Genomic DNA, 21026 nt, shown 5'->3' with positions numbered 1-21026 from the left:
TCGGATAGAGACTCGACCATAAGCCGCAACGGAGGGCAATGAGGATGGGCATCCTGATCCGCACTCGTGACGTGCCCGCCGCGCGCCGATATGACGAATGGCGAAGCATCGTCTGTGACACGCTCGGTCCTCTCGATTTCCGGATCGAGGGGGACGCACCGTTACGGGGTGAGATCAGCGCGGGGCAACTCGGCCCATTGGGTGTCGGCAGGGTGCAGACCTCCACGCCACACAGCGTCCACCGGACACCTGGTCTGATCCGCCGCGACAACCCCGACCTCTATCGGGTGGTGCTGGCGATCTCGGGACGCCCCGCCTTGATGCAAGACGGCAGGTCCACGCAGCTCAAACGCGGAGAGTTCGCAATCTACGACTTCGGCCGGCCGTACGAGCTGGCCTATGACTCGGCGGTGGATCTGGCGATTTTCGGCTTTCCCCGTACGATGCTGGCCCTGCCCTTCGATTCCATCGCCAAGCTCACCGCGGTCCCGATCACACCAGATAGCGGGGCCGGCGCCCTCGCGGCCCCCCTGCTTCGCAGGGTGGCCCTGGATCTCGAGACCTACCAGCCCGCGAACGTGGCCCGGCTGTCCACAGTGGTGATGGACCTGGTCACCATGGCCATCGCCGAGCGCGTCGAGCAGACCGAGACGCTCTCGGAGGAGTCACGGTCACGAACGCTGCTGCTGCGCATCCACACCTTCATCGAGCAGCATCTGGGCGAACCCGATCTGGCCCCGGGCACCATCGCGGCCGCGCACCATGTCTCCTTGCGTTACCTGCACCGACTGTTCGAGACACAGGACACCACCGTGGCCGCGTGGATACGGCACCGGCGGCTCGAACGCTGTCGCAAAGACCTGGCCGACCCGGCCTTCCACAACGTACCCGTCGGGGTCATCGCGTCCAGGTACGCCCTTCCGGACTCGGCTCACTTCAGCCGGCTGTTCCGGCGCACGTACGGATTGCCTCCCACCGAGTACCGCCGCACCTGCCTCATGCCACCGGGCTGAGGGCCTGGCACGGAAAGTCAATCGGCTGGCACCGAGAGCCAAGCCCCGGCGGGCCGGGATCCGCAGGATAAAGGTGTTCGCACCAACCGGCGAGAACAACCATCAGGAAAGGCTCCAGCGATGTCCACCGTACTGTTCGTCAATCTGCCGGTCAGAGACCTGGAAAGGTCGAAGACGTTCTTCACCGACCTCGGCTTCACGCTCTTCGGCATGGCCGACGACATGGCGTCCGTGGTGATCAATGAGCACGCGCAGGTCATGCTGCTGACCGAGCCGACGTTCGCCACGTATGCGGCCACGGATGTCGCCGACGCCACCAAGAGCACCCAGGTGATCCTGGTCATGGGCGTCGAGAACCCCGCTCAGGTCGACGAGTTGTTCGACAAGGCCCTCGCGGCGGGTGCCGCCCCCGTCGGCGATCTGAGGAATGACGGCTACCGGTACCAGCGCGGTTTCACCGACCTCGACGGCCACCACTGGGAGGCCCTGTGCCTGGTGGCACCGGCAGGCTGAAGGAATGCGCGCCATGAACGAGATGATGACCGGAAGGGTGACCTCGGCCGACGGGACCTCCATCGCGTACGACCGATCCGGCGTCGGGCCGGCGGTCGTCCTGGTGCACGGCGCGTTCACCGACAAGACCCATCCCACGCTGTACGGCGTAGCGGCCGCCCTGGCCCCATGGTTCACGGTTTTCAACTATGACCGTCGTGGCCGCGGCGAAAGCGGCGACACCCAGCCGTATGCCGTTGAGCGTGAGATCGAGGACCTGTCCGCCCTCATCGAGGCGGCGGGCGGGTCGGCCATGGTTTTCGGTGGGTCCTCCGGCGCCGCCCTGGCGCTGGAGGCCACGGCCCGGAACCCGGCCATCTCGAGACTCGCCGTGTGGGAGCCTCCGTACCACGTTGACGACAGCGCACCCAGTCTGTCGTACGACTTCGCATCGCGACTGGAAATCCTGGTCAAACAGGGCCTGCGGGCGGAGGCGGTCGAGCTGTTCATGGTCGAGGCTGCCGAGGTCCCCGTCGAGACGGTGACCGCGATGCGCGCCCACTCCTCCTGGTCAGGAGTGGAAGCGATCGCTCACACCCTGGCGTACGAGGCTGCTCTCATGGGGCCGGGCAACGCCCTGCCCACCGAACTTCTCACCTCGATCACGCAGCCCACGCTCGTGCTGATCGGCGAGAACAGCCCTGCGTGGATGACCAACGCGGGAAAGGCGGTCGCTGCAACCGTACCCCGAGCGGTGCACAGAATCCTGGAGGGCCAGACGCATAATGTGGCCCCTCAGTCCCTCGCCCCAGAACTGCTGGAATTCTTCATCGCCATCTGAGTCGGCAGTTCCCCGGCTCGGCTTTTGTGCGATGTGGTGGGGACTATGGCTTGGCCCTCACCGCTGCGCGGACCAGGCGGCAGACGTCGACGGGTACCAGTGGGTCATGGCGTTGCCAGAGTGTGGAAGGTATCGCCTGTTGCTGGCGGATGTGTTCGGCTACGTCCAAGGCGTGGTCGGCCAGTGTTGCCGACAGTTCCTCGGGGGTGAAGAAGGTCAGCCAGGGCTCGCCTCGCTCGGCTGTGGCAGTCATGGCGATGTCGGCGTAGGCGGCGCCCTTTTCGTCGCGCTGGGCGGGGGGCAGGGCGTACTCCATGATCAGTTCGGTGGTGGGGGCGAGGTGGCCGATCGCGGTAAGGGTGGTGGTGATGGCTGGGGTGGTCAGATACATGCTGACGCCCAGCCAGCTGACCAGGGCGGGCTTGTTGGGGTCGAATCCGTGGGCGGTGAGGCGGTCGGGGAGGGTGTCGGTTTCGAAGTCGATTCCGACGAAGGACAGATTGTCTGGCGGGGTGATTCCCGCGGATGCCAGGAGGGCGCGCTTCCAGTGCTGGGTGGTTGGGTGGTCGACTTCGTAGACGGTGACCTGGCCGACCAAGGGGGAGCGGTAGGCGAAGGTGTCCAGTCCGGCGCCGAGGATCACGTACTGAGTCAGGCCCTGGACGGCGAGTTCGGCCAGGCGGTGTTCGGTGTAATGACTTCGGGCGGTGACCTGTGCGCGGACGCCGGATAGGATCGGGTGGTCGCCGTAGGCCTTGTGGTAGCCCATCAGTTCCTCGGCCTGATCGCCGAGCAGGGCGTGGGCGACGGTGTCCTCGAAGATGAAGGGTTCCCGGTCCACGATCAGATGGGCCGCGCGGCCCGCCGCCGCCATGAGCGCGCTCTGGCTCGGCTCTTCGTCATTCATCGGCTGATTCCCTTTCGCAGTTCTCTAGCCGTTTGAATGACGATGCTATTCGCATAAATTTGATCTGGTGGACATCATATCATACGAAGATAAATTTTTAATCACGCATAGATGGAAATAGGAAGTCATTATTTGTTTATATCTATTGCGTCCATCGGGCTTCGTGTCTGGGCAGGGCGGGGGTCAGGCCGGGGAGGGTCTGCCACCCGGAGCCAGTGCATCAAGGACGCGATGACAGCGCCCGCGAGATGCGGCTGGCGAGCTTGTCGAAGCGGGTGGCGATGGCGCGCCACTGCTTGAGTTTGGCGAAGCAGCGCTCGACCAGGTTGCGGCTCTTGCCCTTAGGGCCTTCTCTACTCGAAGCGCACGGCGTCATGCCTGGTGGCGCTATCGATCAGGGGTAGCGTCAGCGTCGTCATGGCCAAGGCCGCCAGTACGCCGCCGCCGAGGAGCGCGGCGAAATCCCAGCCGGGCGCTGCGTACGGCTGCGCCGCGATGATCGAGATCGCCACAGGAGGCACCGACGCCAGCCCGACCGCCAGGAGCACCATGGATACCAGAGGCACGGTCGTCTCCAGCAGCGCGATGCGGCGCAGCTCGCCGAGGCCGAGCCCGGCGGCACGGAGCAGCGCGAAGGGCCGGCGCCGTTCGGTCAGCCCGCCGATGAGAGAGATCGTCAGGCTGCAGCCCGCCACCAGGAGGACGAAGAGCATGGCGACGCGCATCCCGGTGCCTATGTCGGAGAAGACGCGGAACTCGACGGTCTGGCGGAAGACGTCACGGCTGGTGCTGACGATCGCCCGCGGCAGCAGGGACGATGCCTGCGTACGGATGCGTTCCTCGGCGGCGACACTGCCGTCGGTCTGCACGTACAGGGCGTGCACCGGCAGGCCGGCGGCATCGGGCCCGGGCTCGACCACCCGCCCACTCGTGACCCACATCCCCATGGCGGCGGTGTTGGGCATCTGGAATTCCGACGGCAGCGGGCAGGTCACGCGGACGACCCGGGCCAGCTCGGCACAGGCCACGGCAACACCGCCACCGGGTACGGCACCTGCCACGACCACCCCGCTGGACATCAGCGGTGCCAGCGCGGTGGCGGGCTGGCCGCCCGCGTAGATCTCCACCACGCCGGGGCGGAGCCGTACATCGGACGACACGCCAGCCGCCCCAGTGGAACCGATACCGGGGAAGCTGGCCACCAACGTGGTGACGAACACAGCCACGGCAACACCGCCGACCGACCGGTAGGCCGCCCATGGGTCACCCGCAATGCGCCGTGCCGCGATGAGGGTGGTGGCTCGCCGGCCGTACCGGACCATGGCCCGGCCGACGACCAGGCACGCCCACGGCCCGATCACGACGGCACCTGTCAGGCTGCACAGCAGCAGGGCGTTGATGACCCAGTCGTTCGCGGCCATGAGGTCGGGCCAGTTGTGCAGCACGACGGAGTCGACGGCAAACCCGGCGACACCCACTGCCAGCGGCAGCGCCCGCCAGGCCGTGGGCGGCCTCCGGGATACGCGGCTGCCGACTCTCAGCGGGGTGATCTGCACCCGGCGCAGCGAGAGGACCGTGGTGAGCGTCGCCAACACCGGCACACCGGCAAGGACGACGATCAGCTGGGCGAGCGGCACGACGAGATCGGCGGGGAAGAAGTGACCTCCCTGATAGCCGCCGTACTCCACGATGTTCGCCAGGATCGGCCGCGCCGTCAGATAGCCCAGCAATCCGGCGATGGTGCCGGCCACGGCGCCCAGCCCGGTCTCCGCGGCTGCCATCGCCGCGGTCTGCAGCCTGGTCGCCCCGACCATGCGCATCGTGGCGAGGCGCTGCTCGTGGCGGGCGGCGGCGAGCCTGGCGACCATGATCATGAAGATCAGGATCGGGAAGAGCATGAGGATCGTCGCCATCATGAGGCCGGCTTTGAGGAAGTCGAGGAGGTCGAGAGACTGCGTCTCTATCCCGTGCACCACCTGGGCTCCGCCGAGCCGGCGCAGTTCCTCGGGCGTATGGCCGATAACCGCCACGAGGTGATCCGGATGGCGGAGCCCAGCAGCACCGATGATCATGGTGACCCGGCCGGGGATACGGTCGTCGAGTTGATCGTCCGGCGTGGCCGCGAGAAGGTCATGCATCGCGGGTGAGACGGCGACCTCGCCCGCCGATGGCAGCCGATCCAGTCCTGGCGGGACAGGGGGACGCGGCCCAAGCGCCGCCACATGGACGCGGTGCAGTGGCCTGTCCGCGTAATGATCGCTGACCGCGAGCCACAGCGCCGGATCGGGCGCCGTCGCCTCGGTCGAGGCCTCCGTGTCCTGCCACGCCGACCTTTCCAGCCGCCCCTGGAGCGCGGACTGGGCAGCCAGACCGAACAGGAGCAGCATGACCCCGGCAGCGACGCCGACAGCCGTCAGCACCAGCCCGGGCAGGCTCCTTCGCCCGCCGGTAAGCGCCATCCTCAACCCGAGCAGCGCACTCATCACACAGACTCCCACTCCCTGGCGGGGTGGACGACCCGTCCGTCTCGTACGGTGACCGTCCGATCGGCATAGGCGGCGACCCGCGGTTCGTGGGTCACCATGACCACGCAGGTGCCCTGCGCCCGAACCTCGTCCATCAGCACCTCCATGACCTGGTCAGCCGCCACAGAGTCCAGCGCCCCGGTCGGCTCATCGGCGAACAGCACCCGGGGACCCGCGATCAGCGCCCGGGCGATCGCCACCCGCTGCGCCTGCCCTCCCGACAGGTCGCCGGGCAGCCGGTCGTGGAGCCCGTCCAGACCCAGCCGCGGCAGCCAATCCCGGGCGGCGGAGAGCGCGGCCCGGCGGCGGTCCCCGGCCAGCAGCAGCGGCAGCGCGATGTTCTCCGCCACCGGCAGCTCGGCCACCAGCTGCCCGAACTGGAAGACGAAACCGAAGATCGTCCGTCGCAGCCGGGTGCGCCGGTCGTCACCCAGCAGGTCGACCCGCATGCCGTCGAGGCTCACCTCGCCGGAGTCGGGGGTGAGAATGCCCGCCAGGCACTGCAGCAGCGTCGACTTGCCGGATCCGCTGGGGCCCATGACCGCCAGCACCTCCCCGGCACTCACCGAGAGGTTGGCGCCGCGCAATGCGTGGGTGAGGCCGAAACTCTTGTGCAGGTCGCGGCAGGCCAGCGCGTCCATCATCACCGCACCTCCGCTGCGAGCGCGCCCAGCCGACCGGCCGCGTGGTCGATCCAGCGCAGGTCGGCCTCGATGTGAAAGAGCTGGTAGTCGGCGAGCAGCGCGGCGTGCGTCTCCGTCGCCTCGCGCCGCAGCTTGGTCAGCTCACGCATTCTGGCCATGTGGCGCTCCCGCTGAGCGTCGAGAAATCCCTCGGCGGAGCGGCCGGAGATCAGCGCCAGCACGACCTTGGCGAACAGCACGTTCTGGAGCTGGGGCTGCGGATCCTCCGGCTCGGCCAGCCAGCGGTCCAAATCGGCCACACCATCCGGAGTGATCGCATACCGCTTGCGGTCCGGTCCCGCGCCCGGTTCCACACCGACGACCTCGGCCCGCCCATCGCGTACCAACTGGGCGAGGATGCGGTAGATCTGGCCGAACCTAATTGGCTTGGCATCGCCGAATCGGCGGTCGTAGGACTGCTTCAGGTCATAGCCGTGGCGAGCGTTCTCTTCGATCAGCCCCAGCAGCGTGTACGGAACGGACATGCCGACGACTATACCTGGCGAGTATACTCATTGGGTAGAGTCCTTTTGCGCCGGACCCGTAGCCGCACTTCTTGACAGGCAGCCATTTGGCTGCCTAAATTAAAGGCAGCCGAAAGGCTGCATATCGACAGGCGGCAACCTGGGTACGGGGGCGGGCATGGACGAGGTGTTCAAGGCGCTGGCCGATCCGAGCCGGCGCGCGCTGCTCGACTCGCTCAACGCCCGCAACGGGCAGACGCTGCGCGAGCTGTGCGCCGGACTCGACATGGCCAGGCAGTCCGTCAGCAAGCACCTCGCGGTGTTGGAGGAGGCCGGGCTCGTCGCCACGGTGCGGCGGGGCCGGGAGAAGCTGCACTACCTCAACGCCGCGCCCGTGCACGAGATCGCCCACCGGTGGATCAGCCGCTACGACCAGGCCAGGGTCCAAGCCCTGGCGGACCTGAAACTCGCCTTGGAGGAGACCCCGATGGACGCGCCGACCTTCGTCTACACCACCTACATCCGCACCACCCCGCAGAAGCTCTGGCAGGCGCTGACCGAGCCCGCCTTCACCCGCCGCTACTGGGCCACGGAGTTCACCACGGACTGGTCCGTCGGCTCGCCGATGACCTGGGACAACCACGGCGTGCTGATCAGCGACCCGGAGCAGGTCGTGCTGGAGGCCGAACCCTACAGTCGGCTCTCCTACACCTGGCACGCCATCACCCCGGAGCTCGCCAAGCGCTTCGGCTGGGACGAGGAGCTGCTCACCCGGCTGTCCGGCGAGGCCCGCTCGAAGGTCACCTTCACGATTGAGGAGGCCGCCGCGCAGGTCGTGAAGCTCACCGTCGTGCACGACAGCTTCGAGCCCGGATCGAGCCTGGCCGAGATGGTCAGCCACGGCTGGCCGAACGTGGTGGCGAGCCTGAAGTCGCTGCTGGAGACCGGCGAACCGCTGCCGGAAGATGCCTGACCTCCCCGATCGGGGCTCGACAGAAGGTCCTGCCGTGCCTATCACTGGCAGAGTGTGGCTGAGTCGTGAACCGGCCGCGAATACTGTGAGCCATGAACACGAGACGGCAGCTCGGGGAGTTCCTTCAAACAAGGCGCTCTCAGCTGCGACCTGAGGACGTGGGGGTGGCCACGTACGGTGGCCAACGCCGGGTCCCCGGGCTGCGTCGAGAGGAACTGGCGCTGCTGGCCGGGGTGAGCGCGTCATACTACTCACGGCTGGAGCAGGGTCAGGCCTCCAATGCCTCGCCCGAGGTACTGGATGCGCTGGCCCGAGCGCTGCGCCTGGACGATGCGGAGCGTCGCCACCTGCATGAACTGGCCTCCGGCGGCCGCCGCCGGGGCGCCAGGCGCCGACCCGTTCCCGAACGGGTCAGCCCGGTGACACGTCAGCTGATCACGGTGCTCGGCGATGTGCCCATGGTGGTGCTCGGCCGGCGCAGCGATGTGCTGGCGTGGAACACCCTGGGCCATGCCTTATACGCCGGCCATCTGGACCCGGACGGCCCGGACACACCGCAGCGGCGGCCCAACATGGCGCGCCTGGTGTTTCTGGACGCGCACACCCGTGACCTGTACGCCGACTGGGCCGCCAAAGCACAGGGCGTGGTGGCGACCCTGCGGATGGCCTCCGGGCGCCACCCGGACGACCCGCTGCTGGCCGCGCTGATCGGGGAGTTGACGGTCAAGAGCCCGGAATTCGCCGCGATGTGGGCCGACCACCGCGTCAAGGCCGGCGGCGACGCGATCTACGAGATGCGGCACCCGCTGGTGGGCACCATGAAGGTGACCCAGCAGACACTGCGGACCGCCGACGACCAGGCGGTGGTCGTCGCGACCACCGAACCCGACTCGCCCTCACACTCCGCGATGACACTGCTCGTCCACAGCGTGGTCACCGGGCGTGCCTCCGCTCAGGACCCTCGGCGCGATGCGCCGACGCGGAAATGACCGGCTGACTCCTTCCCCACGTTTCCCAGACGCTCCGAACGGAGCGTCCCATGTCGCGCGCCCATGAACTCCACGTTCGCGAAGCCATGCAGAAAGGACCAGAAATGCGCAACAGAATGCTCGCCCTCGCGGTCGCCGCCGGGATCGGACTGGTGACCGTACCGACGTCGAACGCGGCGCAGGCCCGCCCGTCGGTGACATCACGGATCGCGGTGCACTTCGACCTGGCCAAGGGGCAACTGCCGGAAAATGTTGCGCTCGGTCCGGACGGTACGGCGTACGTCACCTTCGCGGCCGCCCGCCAGGTTGCCGCGATCAGCCCAGCCGGCGCCATTCGGATCCTGGCGACCCTTGCTGCGCCCGCCGACGGGGGTGCCGACACTCCGGCCCTGGGGTTCGCGCTCACCACCGGCATCGTCCGTACTGCCGACGGCACGCTCTACTTCCTGTACGCCAGTGGCGACGCCGCGACCACCGGCCTCTACCGGCTGCGTCCGGGGCAGCAGCCACAGCGCATCGCCGCGCTGCCGGCCACCGGGCTGCCCAACGGCCTGGCGTACGACGAACCGGCGAAGACCTTCTACCTCACCGACTCGGTTCTCGGTTCCATCTCCACGGTGCCCCTTAACGGCGGCAACGCCAGGGTCTGGTCGTCGGCACCTGAACTCGCCGCAACCGGATTCCTCGGTGCCAACGGCATCAAGGTACGGCATGGCGCGGTCTGGGCCACCAATCTCGACCTGGGCACCCTGCTGCGGATCCCGATCAGGCAAGGCCGCCCCGGACCCGTACAGGTCAAGGCCGCCGGGCTGGCCGGTATCGACGACATCGCCTTCGCCGGAACCCCGGACGATCAGGTCATCGCGACCCTCAACGCGCCGAACAAGGTGGTACGAATCGATGCGGACGGCCACTCCAACACGCTTCCCATCGCCGGACTGCAGAACCCCACCTCGGTAGCCGTACGCGGCCGGACCCTCTACGTGCTCAGCGCCGCCTACCTCACCGCCACCGACCCCAACCTGGTGCTGGCCACCCTGCCGCGCCACTGACCCCTGGTCACTCGGCAACGCTCGCCGGCCGAGGCTCCGTTGCGCTCTTGTCCGGCAGGACAACGAGGCTGACGATGCGACGTGTGCGGCCGTCACCCGGGGCATGACCGACCCGGGTGACGACCGCCCGCTCGATCTCCTCGATCATCGCGGCGAATTCGTCGTCGGTCAGGTACACCGCCGCCTGCCGGTAGACCACGCCGTCCGAGGTGGGATCGGCGTCTTCGAGCCCAAGGTAGCGCTCGAAATCCGTCAGCAACGAGGCGACGAACGCGGTGAACGCCCGTCTGTGATCATCCTGTGTCATGGCTGCCCGCGCCGCCGGGTCGACCACCGCCTTCTCCGCGCGAACCCGGTAACTGCGCACCACGATGCCGCGCACGCGTGTCTCGCCCGCCACCTCCAGCACCCCCGCGTCGGTCAACAGGGCGATGTGCCGGTACATCGTCGCCGGTGCGATGTCCGGCAGGCGGTCACGCAGTTGGTTGGTAGTCAGCGGATCGGCGTCGAACAGCGCTTGCAGGATGCGCATCCGTACGGGGTGCAGGAGAAGGTCTGCGGTTGCCATAGGCGAATTCTCTCACATACGATAACGTTCTCAATATTGAGAACGTCACCAAAAATGAGAGGGATGGTGAGCGAGACATGCGGGATGTCGACATGACAGCCATCGCAGCCGACGGACTGCCGCTGGCCGGCACGTTGACCCTGCCCGCGGGGCCAGGCCCGCACCCGGCCGTCCTGCTCCTGCAGGGATCCGGCCGGCTGGACCGCGACGCCAACACCGACCGGCTCCGCATGGCGCTCGGACCACCGCTGGCCGCCGCGATCGCGGACCACGGGATCGCCACGCTGCGCTATGACCGGCGTGGCGTCGGCGCCACACCCGGCAACTGGCGTGCGACCGGATTCGCCGACAACCGCCGCGACGCCGCCGCAGCTCTACGCGCCCTGGCCGCACGACCCGACATCCGGGCCGACGCCATCGGCGTGGTCGGGCACAGCGAAGGTGCGCTCCACGCCATGTCCCTCGGGACCCACTCTGAGGTCGCAGCGGTAGTGCTGCTGGCCGGGTTCGCCCGCCCGGGCGAGAGCGCCCTGCGCTGGCAGGCCGGCATGCTCGCCCGCGATCTCCCGGCGATCCTGAAACCGCTTATGCCGGCTCTGCGAGCCCTCGCCGCCCGGTGCCTGGCTCGGATCAAGACGACCCGCACAGACGTGGCCCGCGTCGCCGGGCTGCCAGTGAACGCGCGGTGGATGCGCGAGCTGCTCGTCCATGACCCCCGCCCGGACCTGGCGGCCATCAAGGCCCCCGTCCTGGCGATCACCGGCGGCAAGGACATCCAGGTCGACCCCGCGGACTTGGCGGAGATCCGCAGACTAGTGCCCGGTGCGGTCGAGATCCACTTGATCCCCGACCTCACCCACCTGTTGCGTCGTGACCCCGGCCCCGCCTCGGTGCGCTCTTACCCTCGGCTACTGCGCCAGCCGATCGACCCCGACCTGCTTACGCAGGTGGCCGCCTGGCTCGCCCACCGACTCCGGCCGCAGGAGATTCACGCCACAGAGTTCACGGACCCTTCTGCGCAAAGCAAAAGTCCCTGACCTCGTTGCTCTTGGTTCAGTTACGGATTCCGCTCGCCGCTGTGGATGGAATCGGAGATTCCTTCACACGGTATCCATGAAAGGGAAAAGCGTGACCGCCACACCCCCCGCCGGCCAGAAAAGCGGCCTTGCTCTTTTCTTCACTGTCACATTCGCTACGACCTGGGCATTCTGGCTTACCGCGATCGCACTCGGTGGATCGCCAATGAGTTTCCCCACCGTCATCCCCTACCTCCTCGGCGGCTTCGGCCCCGTGATCGGCGCAATCGTGATCCGCGCACGCCGGGCCCGCCTCCGTCAATCCGTCCCTGCTCATACGGTGAGACTCCGGCTCAGCACGCGCCTGTTCTGGGTGCCGCTCCTGCTGGTGATGGCACCGGCGACCGTCTTGGCCGGTGCGCTGCTCGCACACCTCCTGGGCGACCCTGCGGTGAGCCTGACCGCGGGGCAGAGCCTGATCGCGACCATGGGCGGACCCGTGCCGTTCGTCGTCAGCATGCTGGTCGCCGGCCCGTTGGCCGAGGAACCCGGATGGCGCGGCACCGCATATCCCCGCCTACGCGCGTCGCTCAACCGCGTTCAAGCCAGTCTGGTACTGGGAGCCGTCTGGGCAATTTGGCATCTGCCGCTGTTCTTCATCTCCGGAACCGTCCAGAGCAATTTCGGTCTGATCAGCTGGAGCGGCCTGCTGTTCACACTCAGCGTCATCCCGATGGCACTGCTGACTGGGTACGCCTACGAACGCGCCGGTGTGGTCGCGTCGATCGCAGTTCACTTCGGCGTCAACGCCACAATGGCGCTGCTGGGCGTGAGTTCACCTCTGACGCAAGCACTCATCCTGGCGGTACAGAGCATTGTTGTCATCGCACTGCTCGCCTGGCAGCGGGACAGCAGAGCGGAACCCAGGGTTCACACGGCTCCTCCCTTGCACCAGGCCATCAAATAACTTCGATCTGCCAAAAAGATCAGAGGAAGCAGCACGCCTCAGATCCGCCCCGTGATGCAGGAGGGTGCCCTTAGCCACCCAGCTAGACACTCACGCCCCGTTCTCATGGTCGAGAGCGGGGCGTCTTGGCTGGTGGAGCCTAGGAGTACGAACTCGCCGCGGCCCGGTGCCGACCCGCGTTTCGAGGGGTAAGCGTGCCGCGCCCGGTCAGCCATCACCCACTTCCAGGGCCAATCCAGCAGCCGGGTCACAACGGCAAGGAGTTCGGCAGGGATCATCTTGCCGATACGCACCAGACCACTCCCACAAGGCGGCCAGGCCAGGATCCCATGCCGGGCGGAGCCCTCGACCATCTGGGCGTGGACCGGGGCCGCGTACGGCGGATGATCGAACGAAACTTTTAGGTGGAAACTTTCGCCGATGAAAATCACAAGTTCGTATGATCATTGACAAATGGGTGGGACGAAGCTCACACTTCCGACATTCATCGCGTTAGGGATTGGGTCGGCACCAGACGCGCGGTGGAGTCCCTGTACGACCCGATAAGAGGAGCGACATGCCGTCCTCTCGCCCACGTCCCACCACACGATCGTTAACCACTGCCTTGCTCGCAGTGCCTGTCTTGCTGATCGGCACGCCCGGGGTGGCCATCGCCGCCGAGACCGGAGCCCCGCCCGTCCTCGACGTGGCCACGCTCTCCCCGGTGGACCCCGTCCTGAACTACAACGGCGTGGCGAACAACGCGTACGTGACCTCCAGCGCCACCGGCGCCGGCGGCTGGTTCACCGGCAACGACGTCACGCTGAACCTGTCGGCGACCGACGACGACGCCGTCGCCCTGTTCCGGGTGACCATCGCGGGGAGCACGGTCAACGTGCCGGCCGTGCAGAACGGAACCCGGGGCACGGCCGCGTACGTGATCAGCGGTGACCGCAACAGCAATGTGAGCTATGTCGCCGTCGACGCGGCCGGCAACGCCTCGGCCGCCCGGACTATCACCGTACGGATCGACACCAAGGTGCCGGTGGCGGCCTGGCCGGGCATCGCCAACGGCAAGGTCGCGCACAGCGCGCTCGCCAGTGCCATCACACCGACCCGTACCGACCCCACCCCCGGCTCGGGCGGCGCGGCGGTGCGGGACATGTGGATCGACGGCGTCTGGACCTACCCGATGCCGCTGGACCTGGCCACCCTCGCCGTCGGCGAGCACACCTGGGCCGTCAACATCGGCGACTCCGCCGGCAACGGCGCCAAGTACACGCTGACCTTCGAGATCACCACCTCGATCCCGGACCTGCGCGCCCTGGTCCAGCGGTACGTGACCGCAGGGAAGGTCTCCTCGCCCAACGGTGCTCGCCTGCTGGCGCTGCTCACCGAGGCCGAAGGCGGCGCCGCCGAGTCGGCGCTGGTCAATTTCGGCACGCTGGCCGCGAAGGTGACGCCCGCCGGCTACATGCGGGACTCGCTGGTCAAGGACGCCGCCTACCTGGTGGAGGAACTGCAGGGCGTCGACCACCCCGACGTCGTCACCGGTGTCGCGGTGAGCGCGGGCAAGGGCATGGACCGCTACCCGTTCCGGGCTCCGGGCGAGGCCGTACGGAACAAGCGGCCCAAGTTCAAGATCCTGCTGTTCGGCAACCGGCCGGGCGCCTTCCGGCACGAGCACATCCCGCTGACGATGGCGGTGATCCAGGACCTCGGCCGGGCCAACTCCTTCGACGTCGACGTCTACGACTACCTCAGCCCCGAGGTGTCCGTTCCGGGCAACCCGTTCGAGAGCGCCGAGCGCCTGTCCCAGTACGACGCCCTGGTCGGCGTCTCCAGCGTCGGCAACGACGTGTTCGTCACCAACCGCCCCTCGACGGACAACCCCGCCGTCACGGTCAACGAGCAGGCCGCGCTGCAGACCTACATCCGCAACGGCGGCGGCTTCGTCGCCATCCACGGCGCCACCGACTCCATGCACAACTGGGACTGGTACAAGAACCTGGTCGGCGGCGAGTTCGACAACCACGGCTCCAACGGCGGTGGCATCCAAAACACCTGTGGCGGCTGCGTCGTCGGCGAACTGGTCACCGAGGACAACACCCACCCGGCCACCCGTCACTTTGCCAAGAAGATGACGATCTCGGACGAGCTCTACAACTGGCGGGGATTCCTTCCCCGCGAGAAGGTGCACGTTCTGCAGACGCTGACCGAGTCCACCTACGCGGGCGGCATCGGCAGCAGCGCAGGCCGGATCGAGGGTCCCGACCACCCGATCTCGTGGTGCGCCAACTACGACGGCGGGCGTTCCTTCACCCAGGCGCTCCTGCACAACTGGCAGAACACCGCCGACCCGATCTTCCAGAAGAACATCCTGGAAGGCATCAAGTGGGCCGCCGGCGCGTCCTCCGGGAACTGCTCCACCCACATCGAGATGCGCGGGCTGGTCGCGGCCGGAGTGGCGGACGGGTCCGTCGGGGCCGGTCTGGCCGCCACGCTGAACGGCGCGATCGACGCCTCGTACAACGCGTACCTGGTCAAGGACTACATCGAGGCCATGGAGCAGGCCAAGGTCGTCCGCCGGGAGGTCAAGGCCAACCTGGCCGGGCCCGACAACACCCCGATCCGGGAGCGCGCCAAGGAACTCGCCGAGTGGATGAAGGTGCTCGCCGACGACGCCGTCATCCTGCGCTTCCTGTCCGAGCCGGTGCCGGCCATCCACCAGCCCGGTGACGACGCGGTCTTCGCGGCGCCCGCCGACGGCCAGAACGTCGCCTACCAGTGGCAGGTCAAGGCACCGGGCTCGGCCGACTGGGCGGACGTGCCCGGTCAGACCTCGTTCGCGATCGCCGTCACCGCGACGCCGGAACTGGCCGGCTCCGAGTATCGGGTCCGCGCGTCGGACCCGACCGGCGAGATCATCTCGCGCTCGGCGGTCCTGCGGGTCAACTGACCCGTCCGTCTCACCGCCGGTGGCCCGAGTGCTTCGGGCCACCGGCCTGGCGACCAATCAGGAGTGGATTGATGCGCCGCTCTCTCATCCCGGCCGTGGCCGCGCTCGTCCTGTGCGCCGCGTGCGGCGCACAGGACGGTTCTCCGCCGGGGGCGGTCACCTGCGAATCAGGGCCGCGTACGGCTCTGGCTGCGCCCGGCGAAACCGAGTGGCGCCACCCCGACCAGTCCTTCTACGCCCCGGCCGACCAGGATGTGCCCACCGGCGGCAGCCTGGAGCACCTCCTCGTCCGGGACAACGCCTTGATCGTCCAGTACTCGCCGCAGCTGCCGCAGCCGTCGATCGACGCGCTCCGCGACTGGGCGGCGATGCAGACCGCGACGGTGGCCGTGCCGGGACCCGCTGATCCCGTCATCCGCGCCACGCTCGCATCGACGGAGCTCACCTGCGACGGGGTGGACATGGCCCAGCTCACGGCGCTGGCCGGTTCCCGGACGCCCGGACAGGTGGCCGAACACGGCAACTCGTAGCATCTGCTGGACGCGGTTGGCATGATCCGTGATGCAAATTCGGCCTGGCGGACCCAGTTCCGCACCGCGGTCTCGGTCAGATCGAAGTCCTTAACCACCTGCCCGACCGAACGGTCACCCCGCTGGCACAGCTCGGTGATCTCATCGAAGGGGCGCTCTCAAAGGGATCGGGCACGGAAGCGGGAGAAGCCCGAAAAAAGATCAACGCCCAGGTTAGGGAATCGTCCCTGACCTGGGCTTTTGTGTGAGTGGAGCCTAGCGGATTCGAACCGCTGACATCCTGCTTGCAAAGCAAGGATCATGGTCGGCCTGTCTGCGGTCTTATGTGTGCTGAGCTGCGAGAACGGCCCGCCAACATCCAAACACGTCCAGCGGTGTCCGCCCCCGTTGTCACCCACTTCGTCACCCACGCCATGGTTATGGTCCTCCGATGTGCCCTGACGGAGTCTCTGGCGGCGCGGGTAGCCCCCTTACCTGTCCAGATTCAGGGCCGCGAGTGGACGGGCGGCGGTACGACCTGGGGCGGCCCCGTATGCCGTACTCGCCTGCCGGTTCCGCCGCCACTCCTGCCGATCATGATCTAGCCCGCGACCGGCGCCTACAGCCGCTTCCGCAGCTTGGCCTCCACCGCTGAGGTGTCCGCGTCCTCGACTGTTACGCGTCACTGGTCGTGAGCACGGGACGTCATTGCAGGTGCACATCAACGTTGTGATATGTCCTGACCGATAACCTCCAGCCATGCTCAAGCTGTCGCCGGGATGTTTCGCCGTAGCGGTAACCAGCGCCCGCGTGCAGTGCCCTCTTCGCGGCAGATGAGTGCCTTCGCCAGCAGCCAGCAGTCGCCATGGCGACCTCAGTGCCGAGGGCGTGCCGTGCACCCGTCCGCGTCCTACCTTCAGCCACTCTCAGGAAGACGTCGACGCAGGCGTTCACCCGCCCCTCCACGCGTTCCCGGGGGAGGCACGCAGTGCCGGGCGCTGGCGCTGGTCGTTTGGATAAGCTGCTCGACCGAGCTGTCGTGGTCGCCTAAGGTGGCATCTGTGATCTGGGCCCTTTGGCACATCTTCCGCCTCGGCCACTCGGTGCGGCGCGACCGTATGTTCTACCCGGGCGTCGGCACCTACGTCTACTTCTGCTCCTGCGGCGCCTCGCGGGGCGCTCCACCCGGCTACCGCGACGGTGAGAACCGAGGCCCGCATGGGTTCTGACCCCTGCGGCTTCTGTAAGGGCGAGCTGGGTCGGCGAGGGGCAGAAGTGTCGCCGGGTGCACACAAATGGTGCTCCTAGGTCAGCGTCGCCGAGTAACTGGCCCGAGGTCACCTGCTACCAGATGAACGCGGGCGGTACCGCTCCACGAATCCCGTGGCCCACATTAAGACGTCTAGATAGTTGATCATCATGTCGATGTCGGCAGTCCCCACCGCGCGGGCTCGAGAGCGCTTGAGCTTCCTCTAGGCTGATCATTATGGCTCAGCTAAGTCACTCCGCCCAGGTGATCTACGCGTACTTCGACGGCGACGATGTTGGCCCTCAGCTTGAGCTACGGCTCCTTGACAATGAGATCGAGGAAGCACGGACGTACAGTCTCTCCGTTAGCAAGGCTCTCAATCGAGTTCGAGAGATGCTAGAGGCGGCGGGTGTTAGCGATGTCATAGCTTGTGGCGGCGACGATCTAATCGTCTCTTGGCCACGAGGGTCTATATCGTTGAAAACAATCAATGAGATAGCGGCAGATTTCCATCGATTGTCGGGGCGAACTATGAGCGTCGGTATTGGGAGATCACCTAGAGAAGCCGCCGAAAATCTACACAGAGCCAAACTGATGGGCAAAAATCAGGTCGTCCTTCCCGTTGAGGCAGCAGAATGATCGGCGGAAGTACCCGGACGGACGGGCAAGAGCTTTACATTTTCGTGACGTCGGCGCGTCCCGATCCTTACGTTAATGTTCTTGCTCACGTCCTCCGGACTCGCCCCATATCCTCCGTTCACTATATTTCCATTCGGGAACACGGATATTCAGCAGAACAGGTGAATGATCGGCTTATTTCGATCACTGCAGGAATCCATGCATATCTCCACAGCCTTAGAGATCGTTTAGCTGCTGACGATAAGCCTGCGGCCGCAGTTTATGAGAAGTGCCTAGACAAGCTCGATTCGATCTCTACTAGCAATGAGGTTATTCCCTGGGTCGAATTAGATGAGAAGCTGAAGATCTTCTCTACTACAGGATCATCCATCTTTGATGTGACGAGCCTGAAAAAGAACCTCTTGGTTGATGTTGTCTCGCTACTTCTTTCACGCGGCTGCATTCGCGTCTACAACTTCGAGCTCCTCAAGTCCCCCAACTATGACGAGTCCGACCTAATTCATGCACTTGATGAATCGGAATTCACATACCGCAGCCTGGGCGACAGTCGACATGTTGAAATCGCCCGAAAGCGAATGCTGGCAAACTTTCTGACACTTCGCCAGCTCTCCTTTGTAACAGCGGGCGTTGCCCTCTCCGTCCTAGTGATACAGGCCTTCTTTGGGTCGACATGGCTGCAGACTTTCGTTACCGTGCTGGGCACTGCAACATCTATCGCCGGCTTCCTATTTTTCATTATTCGCAATGCAAAGTAAGGAGGCGTGCGTTCTTACTATTCGAAACCAGTCCCCTGTGTCAGCATCGACTTAGGCGAGAAGGGTGGACTATCTCCCTCAGGAGCCATCGGCCTATCCTGGCATCCGTGCGTTGACGGGATGATCGCGGGCGAGATCCGCATGCCGACACGTCTGTCTACGTCACCGTTGCATCGTCGACGGGTCACTCTCAAGGATTTCAACGAGTTCGCGAACATCTGCGTGGCCACGGCACTCCATAGGTACAGTGCGTGCTGACGGGCTAGGAGCCGACTTCGATACGGTGGCCTTGCTCGCTGTTATTCACCCATTCACGCGACTCAACTCCCGAATCGTTGGGAACGAGTGCCAGTTGTGGCTTTCGGCGGCGGGGCTCGCGTACGTGGTTGGGGGGCGGGTTGCGTCTCTCCAGGGATGTGTCTTCGGGGGGCCATTTGTCGAAGGTGGTGGCTCTGGTGCCTTTGTGCTTGGTGTCGTAGGCGTAGCCGCGGGAGCGGACCAGGCATAGCGCGTCCCAGGCCGCGTGCTTGGATAGGCCGTGCTCCCTTGCCAGTTCCGGGAATGTGGCGACGCGTGCGTGCGGGGCGATGTCTCCGCGGCGGATCTTCCTTACCAGCACGGCGGCGACGTGGACGATCTGTTCCCGCACCGGAGGACGCTGGGGTTGGGGTGGTGGGCCGGGGGGACCGGCTACGTAGCCGTGGCCAGGGATCAGGCGGACCAGGCCCCGATCCCGCAGTGAACGCTGAATCTGTGAGGCCAGCCTTAGTGAGATCTCGTGTTCGTCCATCAGGGTGTGAAGAGTGGGGATCGGTGTTCCCTGGGCGAGTTCACCGCTGGTGATCCGGTTCGCCAGGCTCTCCGCGATCTGTTCCCAGTGTGCTGCCTGCTCGCTTCGGTGTGGCCTTCTTTGCTTGGCGGGTGGGGTGGGGCGCATGCCGGGAGGCAGGCTGATGAGTCCGGCGTCCACGTAGAGATCGAGTTGGTCGCCTGCGCGCTGGCACATCAGCTCGGTCCAAGTCAGCCTCTGACCACCTGCGCTCTCGCCGTCTTCGGGGGGCGGGGCCAGGGTGAACCACACCCCGCGTTTGCCTTCGTATTCGTAATCGTGTCCCCATTCGGAGGCGATCTGGTCCACCAGCCGTAGCCCAAATCCGCTGCCTCGTTGTTCAGGGTCGGGGACCAGGTAGGGCAGGCTGCGCGCTGACCCCTGGTCGGTCACCTGGATATGGATAAACCCGTCGGTGTTGGTGACCTGGAGCGTTGTCGTCCCGTTCGGGTCGCGGCCGGAGTCGGAGTGGAGGGCGGCGTTGGAGACGAGTTCGGTAACCAGCAGGAGCGCGTCTTCGAGCCGGTCATCGGCCCACCCGGTGAGCAGGCCGTGAACGAAGGTGCGAGCGTTGGAAGCCGCGGCGAGGTTCCCGGGGAGTTCGATGGTGCCCAGCATCGTGCTGGTCGAGTCCAAGGTCAGAGGTGGCGGCTCGGTGGTCGGCGTTTTGGCGGGGTGGGCTTGATCGGGGGTGTTCAACATGTTCGGTCTCCAGGTTGTCGATGCTTGTTGGATCTTGGTTTCGAACCATGCATTCGTGCGGAATCCGGGGTGGGGCTTTGGAGGTCATGGAGAGCGCTCGCACAGTAGGCCGCTGATCACCTCGTACGCCGTTGTCCATCCGGAGAGCAGCAGGCGAAGGAGGGAGCGAATGCCCAGCCTTGGGTGCGGCTTCTACGAGCGTCTTTCGTGTGCCTCAGGGAAGCCCAGATGCACCGCAAGCCGATTTTCGAGGTCGGCTATGCCGTGGCAGTCAGAGAGATCCGGCTTTCCGGGAGAGATCCCGTACGTGCTCTTGGCCGGCCACAGGTGCTCGGGCACAGAGAATGTGCCCCGGTAAGGAATTCGGTATGCCCAGCCGCTTTCGATCAGGGCGTTTATTGCCCTGCGGGCGGTCCAGATCGTTGTGCTGTATTCCTTCTGCACGATTGTCAGGCTGGGAACCCGCTGGTGCGGGCCGATCGCCCCCGACTGGATCTTCTCGATGATGGCGGCGACGATAGGGGCGGCGTCCCTGGCCTTCGCGTGGAGGTTGACAATGTAGGCGCGGCCGTTCCAATGGCGAATGAGACCTTGCTTCTTGAGCTCCATGCAAACCAGCGCGGCTGTGCTGCTGTCTATGCGGTAGTTCCGCATTAATTCCCATTGGTGCAGGAAGGGCGCGCCGGGTGCGAAGTCGCCGCTCTTGATCTGGCTGGCCAGCGTCTTAGCGATTTCCTTATAGCGTGCCCTGGTCTCGTCCACGGGCTGTGCGGATTCCCGCGAAAGGAACTTCGCTCTTCCTGGTCCGGTCGATCTGGGGTCGCCGTTTTTCCGCAGGGAAGTCGGCGACCCTCCGGCGCCGTTAATCCGTGACATAGGCCCAGTCCTCACCCTCAAATCCAGAGATCCGCTTTG

Annotated in this window: 20 protein-coding genes and 1 pseudogene; 13 read left to right on the top strand and 8 right to left on the bottom strand. The window is 66.1% G+C overall.

The features are described 5' to 3' along the window. Positions 1-38 precede the first annotated feature (38 nt). The 3 genes from Amac_RS07770 to Amac_RS07760 all read left to right on the top strand — a co-directional run bounded on the left by Amac_RS07770 (position 39) and on the right by Amac_RS07760 (position 2346). The gene (locus Amac_RS07770) at positions 39-1013 is read left to right on the top strand and encodes an AraC-like ligand-binding domain-containing protein (RefSeq protein WP_155353627.1); all 975 of its coding nucleotides are present in this window, start codon (positions 39-41) and stop codon (positions 1011-1013) included. 120 nt (positions 1014-1133) lie between these two features. Next, positions 1134-1526: a VOC family protein gene (locus Amac_RS07765; RefSeq protein ID WP_155353626.1), complete on the top strand. Its 393-nt coding sequence runs from the start codon at positions 1134-1136 to the stop codon at positions 1524-1526. Between the two features lie 13 nt (positions 1527-1539). Then, positions 1540-2346 carry an alpha/beta fold hydrolase gene (locus Amac_RS07760; protein WP_155353625.1) on the top strand — a complete coding sequence of 269 codons (807 nt, stop codon included), beginning with the start codon at positions 1540-1542 and terminating at the stop codon, positions 2344-2346. Between the two features lie 43 nt (positions 2347-2389). Here the strand turns inward: Amac_RS07760 and Amac_RS07755 are convergent, their stop codons facing one another. The 5 genes and pseudogenes from Amac_RS07755 to Amac_RS07735 all read right to left on the bottom strand — a co-directional run bounded on the left by Amac_RS07755 (position 2390) and on the right by Amac_RS07735 (position 6946). After that, positions 2390-3253, bottom strand: coding sequence for a class I SAM-dependent methyltransferase (locus tag Amac_RS07755; protein WP_218040923.1), 864 nt, complete (start codon positions 3251-3253; stop codon positions 2390-2392). A 220-nt stretch (positions 3254-3473) separates the two neighbouring features. Continuing rightward, a pseudogene (locus tag Amac_RS07750) lies at positions 3474-3590 on the bottom strand (IS5/IS1182 family transposase); the annotation flags it as partial. Positions 3591-3606: 16 nt separating this feature from the next. Continuing rightward, positions 3607-5736 carry an FtsX-like permease family protein gene (locus tag Amac_RS07745; protein WP_155353624.1) on the bottom strand — a complete coding sequence of 710 codons (2130 nt, stop codon included), beginning with the start codon at positions 5734-5736 and terminating at the stop codon, positions 3607-3609. Beyond that, positions 5736-6422 carry an ABC transporter ATP-binding protein gene (locus tag Amac_RS07740; protein WP_155353623.1) on the bottom strand — a complete coding sequence of 229 codons (687 nt, stop codon included), beginning with the start codon at positions 6420-6422 and terminating at the stop codon, positions 5736-5738. Before Amac_RS07740 ends, Amac_RS07745 begins: the two co-directional genes overlap by 1 nt. Continuing rightward, positions 6422-6946, bottom strand: a complete 525-nt coding sequence (locus Amac_RS07735) for a PadR family transcriptional regulator (protein WP_155353622.1) — start codon at positions 6944-6946, stop codon at positions 6422-6424. Before Amac_RS07735 ends, Amac_RS07740 begins: the two co-directional genes overlap by 1 nt. Before the next feature lie 157 nt (positions 6947-7103). Here Amac_RS07735 and Amac_RS07730 point away from each other — a divergent pair, with 157 nt between their 5' ends. The 3 genes from Amac_RS07730 (at position 7104) to Amac_RS07720 (ending at position 9939) form a co-directional block, all read left to right on the top strand. Next, positions 7104-7898 (top strand): ArsR/SmtB family transcription factor, encoded by a 795-nt coding sequence (locus Amac_RS07730; RefSeq protein WP_155353621.1) that lies wholly within the window; start codon positions 7104-7106, stop codon positions 7896-7898. A gap of 92 nt (positions 7899-7990) precedes the next feature. Next, positions 7991-8887 carry a helix-turn-helix transcriptional regulator gene (locus Amac_RS07725; RefSeq protein WP_155353620.1) on the top strand — a complete coding sequence of 299 codons (897 nt, stop codon included), beginning with the start codon at positions 7991-7993 and terminating at the stop codon, positions 8885-8887. Positions 8888-8991: 104 nt separating this feature from the next. After that, on the top strand, positions 8992-9939 hold the full coding sequence (locus Amac_RS07720; RefSeq protein WP_155353619.1) for an NHL repeat-containing protein: 948 nt from the start codon (positions 8992-8994) through the stop codon (positions 9937-9939). A gap of 7 nt (positions 9940-9946) precedes the next feature. Here the strand turns inward: Amac_RS07720 and Amac_RS07715 are convergent, their stop codons facing one another. Then, a complete protein-coding gene (locus tag Amac_RS07715; RefSeq protein ID WP_155353618.1) occupies positions 9947-10507 on the bottom strand; it encodes a helix-turn-helix domain-containing protein in 561 nt (186 codons plus the stop codon). 92 nt (positions 10508-10599) lie between these two features. Here Amac_RS07715 and Amac_RS07710 point away from each other — a divergent pair, with 92 nt between their 5' ends. From Amac_RS07710 to Amac_RS07680, 7 genes are all read left to right on the top strand, one after another. After that, positions 10600-11544, top strand: coding sequence for an alpha/beta hydrolase family protein (locus tag Amac_RS07710; RefSeq protein WP_218040922.1), 945 nt, complete (start codon positions 10600-10602; stop codon positions 11542-11544). Between the two features lie 91 nt (positions 11545-11635). After that, on the top strand, positions 11636-12490 hold the full coding sequence (locus Amac_RS07705; protein WP_218040921.1) for a CPBP family intramembrane glutamic endopeptidase: 855 nt from the start codon (positions 11636-11638) through the stop codon (positions 12488-12490). A 613-nt stretch (positions 12491-13103) separates the two neighbouring features. Further along, complete coding sequence (locus Amac_RS07700) at positions 13104-15428, top strand: ThuA domain-containing protein (RefSeq protein ID WP_170322376.1); 2325 nt, start codon at positions 13104-13106, stop codon at positions 15426-15428. 71 nt (positions 15429-15499) lie between these two features. Further along, complete coding sequence (locus tag Amac_RS07695) at positions 15500-15958, top strand: hypothetical protein (protein WP_155353614.1); 459 nt, start codon at positions 15500-15502, stop codon at positions 15956-15958. A gap of 1040 nt (positions 15959-16998) precedes the next feature. Continuing rightward, a complete protein-coding gene (locus Amac_RS07690) occupies positions 16999-17166 on the top strand; it encodes a hypothetical protein (protein WP_155353613.1) in 168 nt (55 codons plus the stop codon). Between the two features lie 257 nt (positions 17167-17423). Next, complete coding sequence (locus Amac_RS57860; RefSeq protein ID WP_155353612.1) at positions 17424-17825, top strand: mCpol domain-containing protein; 402 nt, start codon at positions 17424-17426, stop codon at positions 17823-17825. Continuing rightward, a complete protein-coding gene (locus Amac_RS07680) occupies positions 17822-18580 on the top strand; it encodes a hypothetical protein (protein ID WP_155353611.1) in 759 nt (252 codons plus the stop codon). The genes Amac_RS57860 and Amac_RS07680 overlap by 4 nt, the downstream gene beginning before the upstream one ends. Before the next feature lie 262 nt (positions 18581-18842). Here Amac_RS07680 and Amac_RS07675 read toward each other — a convergent pair whose 3' ends face one another. Both Amac_RS07675 and Amac_RS07670 read right to left on the bottom strand, forming a co-directional pair. Continuing rightward, positions 18843-20111 carry an ATP-binding protein gene (locus Amac_RS07675; protein ID WP_155353610.1) on the bottom strand — a complete coding sequence of 423 codons (1269 nt, stop codon included), beginning with the start codon at positions 20109-20111 and terminating at the stop codon, positions 18843-18845. A gap of 192 nt (positions 20112-20303) precedes the next feature. Beyond that, positions 20304-20873 (bottom strand): GntR family transcriptional regulator, encoded by a 570-nt coding sequence (locus tag Amac_RS07670; protein ID WP_170322374.1) that lies wholly within the window; start codon positions 20871-20873, stop codon positions 20304-20306. Between the last annotated feature and the right edge of the window lie 153 nt (positions 20874-21026).

Source organism: Acrocarpospora macrocephala (assembly GCF_009687865.1).
GTDB lineage: Bacteria > Actinomycetota > Actinomycetes > Streptosporangiales > Streptosporangiaceae > Acrocarpospora > Acrocarpospora macrocephala.
Note: the sequence above shows the minus strand (reverse complement) of the source record. Positions and strands in the feature narration are given on the sequence as shown.

What these genes read in the sequence shown, in the direction of transcription:
- Amac_RS07770 (WP_155353627.1), top strand. Translation starts at nt 39, where the DNA reads ATGAGGATGGGCATCCTGATCCGCACTCGTGACGTGCCCGCCGCGCGC.
- Amac_RS07710 (WP_218040922.1), top strand. Translation starts at nt 10,600, where the DNA reads ATGACAGCCATCGCAGCCGACGGACTGCCGCTGGCCGGCACGTTGACC.
- Amac_RS07675 (WP_155353610.1), bottom strand. Translation starts at nt 20,111, where the DNA reads ATGTTGAACACCCCCGATCAAGCCCACCCCGCCAAAACGCCGACCACC.
- Amac_RS07760 (WP_155353625.1), top strand. Translation starts at nt 1,540, where the DNA reads ATGAACGAGATGATGACCGGAAGGGTGACCTCGGCCGACGGGACCTCC.
- Amac_RS07720 (WP_155353619.1), top strand. Translation starts at nt 8,992, where the DNA reads ATGCGCAACAGAATGCTCGCCCTCGCGGTCGCCGCCGGGATCGGACTG.
- Amac_RS07765 (WP_155353626.1), top strand. Translation starts at nt 1,134, where the DNA reads ATGTCCACCGTACTGTTCGTCAATCTGCCGGTCAGAGACCTGGAAAGG.
- Amac_RS07735 (WP_155353622.1), bottom strand. Translation starts at nt 6,946, where the DNA reads ATGTCCGTTCCGTACACGCTGCTGGGGCTGATCGAAGAGAACGCTCGC.
- Amac_RS07695 (WP_155353614.1), top strand. Translation starts at nt 15,500, where the DNA reads ATGCGCCGCTCTCTCATCCCGGCCGTGGCCGCGCTCGTCCTGTGCGCC.
- Amac_RS07725 (WP_155353620.1), top strand. Translation starts at nt 7,991, where the DNA reads ATGAACACGAGACGGCAGCTCGGGGAGTTCCTTCAAACAAGGCGCTCT.
- Amac_RS07755 (WP_218040923.1), bottom strand. Translation starts at nt 3,253, where the DNA reads ATGAATGACGAAGAGCCGAGCCAGAGCGCGCTCATGGCGGCGGCGGGC.
- Amac_RS07730 (WP_155353621.1), top strand. Translation starts at nt 7,104, where the DNA reads ATGGACGAGGTGTTCAAGGCGCTGGCCGATCCGAGCCGGCGCGCGCTG.
- Amac_RS07745 (WP_155353624.1), bottom strand. Translation starts at nt 5,736, where the DNA reads ATGAGTGCGCTGCTCGGGTTGAGGATGGCGCTTACCGGCGGGCGAAGG.
- Amac_RS57860 (WP_155353612.1), top strand. Translation starts at nt 17,424, where the DNA reads ATGGCTCAGCTAAGTCACTCCGCCCAGGTGATCTACGCGTACTTCGAC.
- Amac_RS07740 (WP_155353623.1), bottom strand. Translation starts at nt 6,422, where the DNA reads ATGATGGACGCGCTGGCCTGCCGCGACCTGCACAAGAGTTTCGGCCTC.
- Amac_RS07680 (WP_155353611.1), top strand. Translation starts at nt 17,822, where the DNA reads ATGATCGGCGGAAGTACCCGGACGGACGGGCAAGAGCTTTACATTTTC.
- Amac_RS07715 (WP_155353618.1), bottom strand. Translation starts at nt 10,507, where the DNA reads ATGGCAACCGCAGACCTTCTCCTGCACCCCGTACGGATGCGCATCCTG.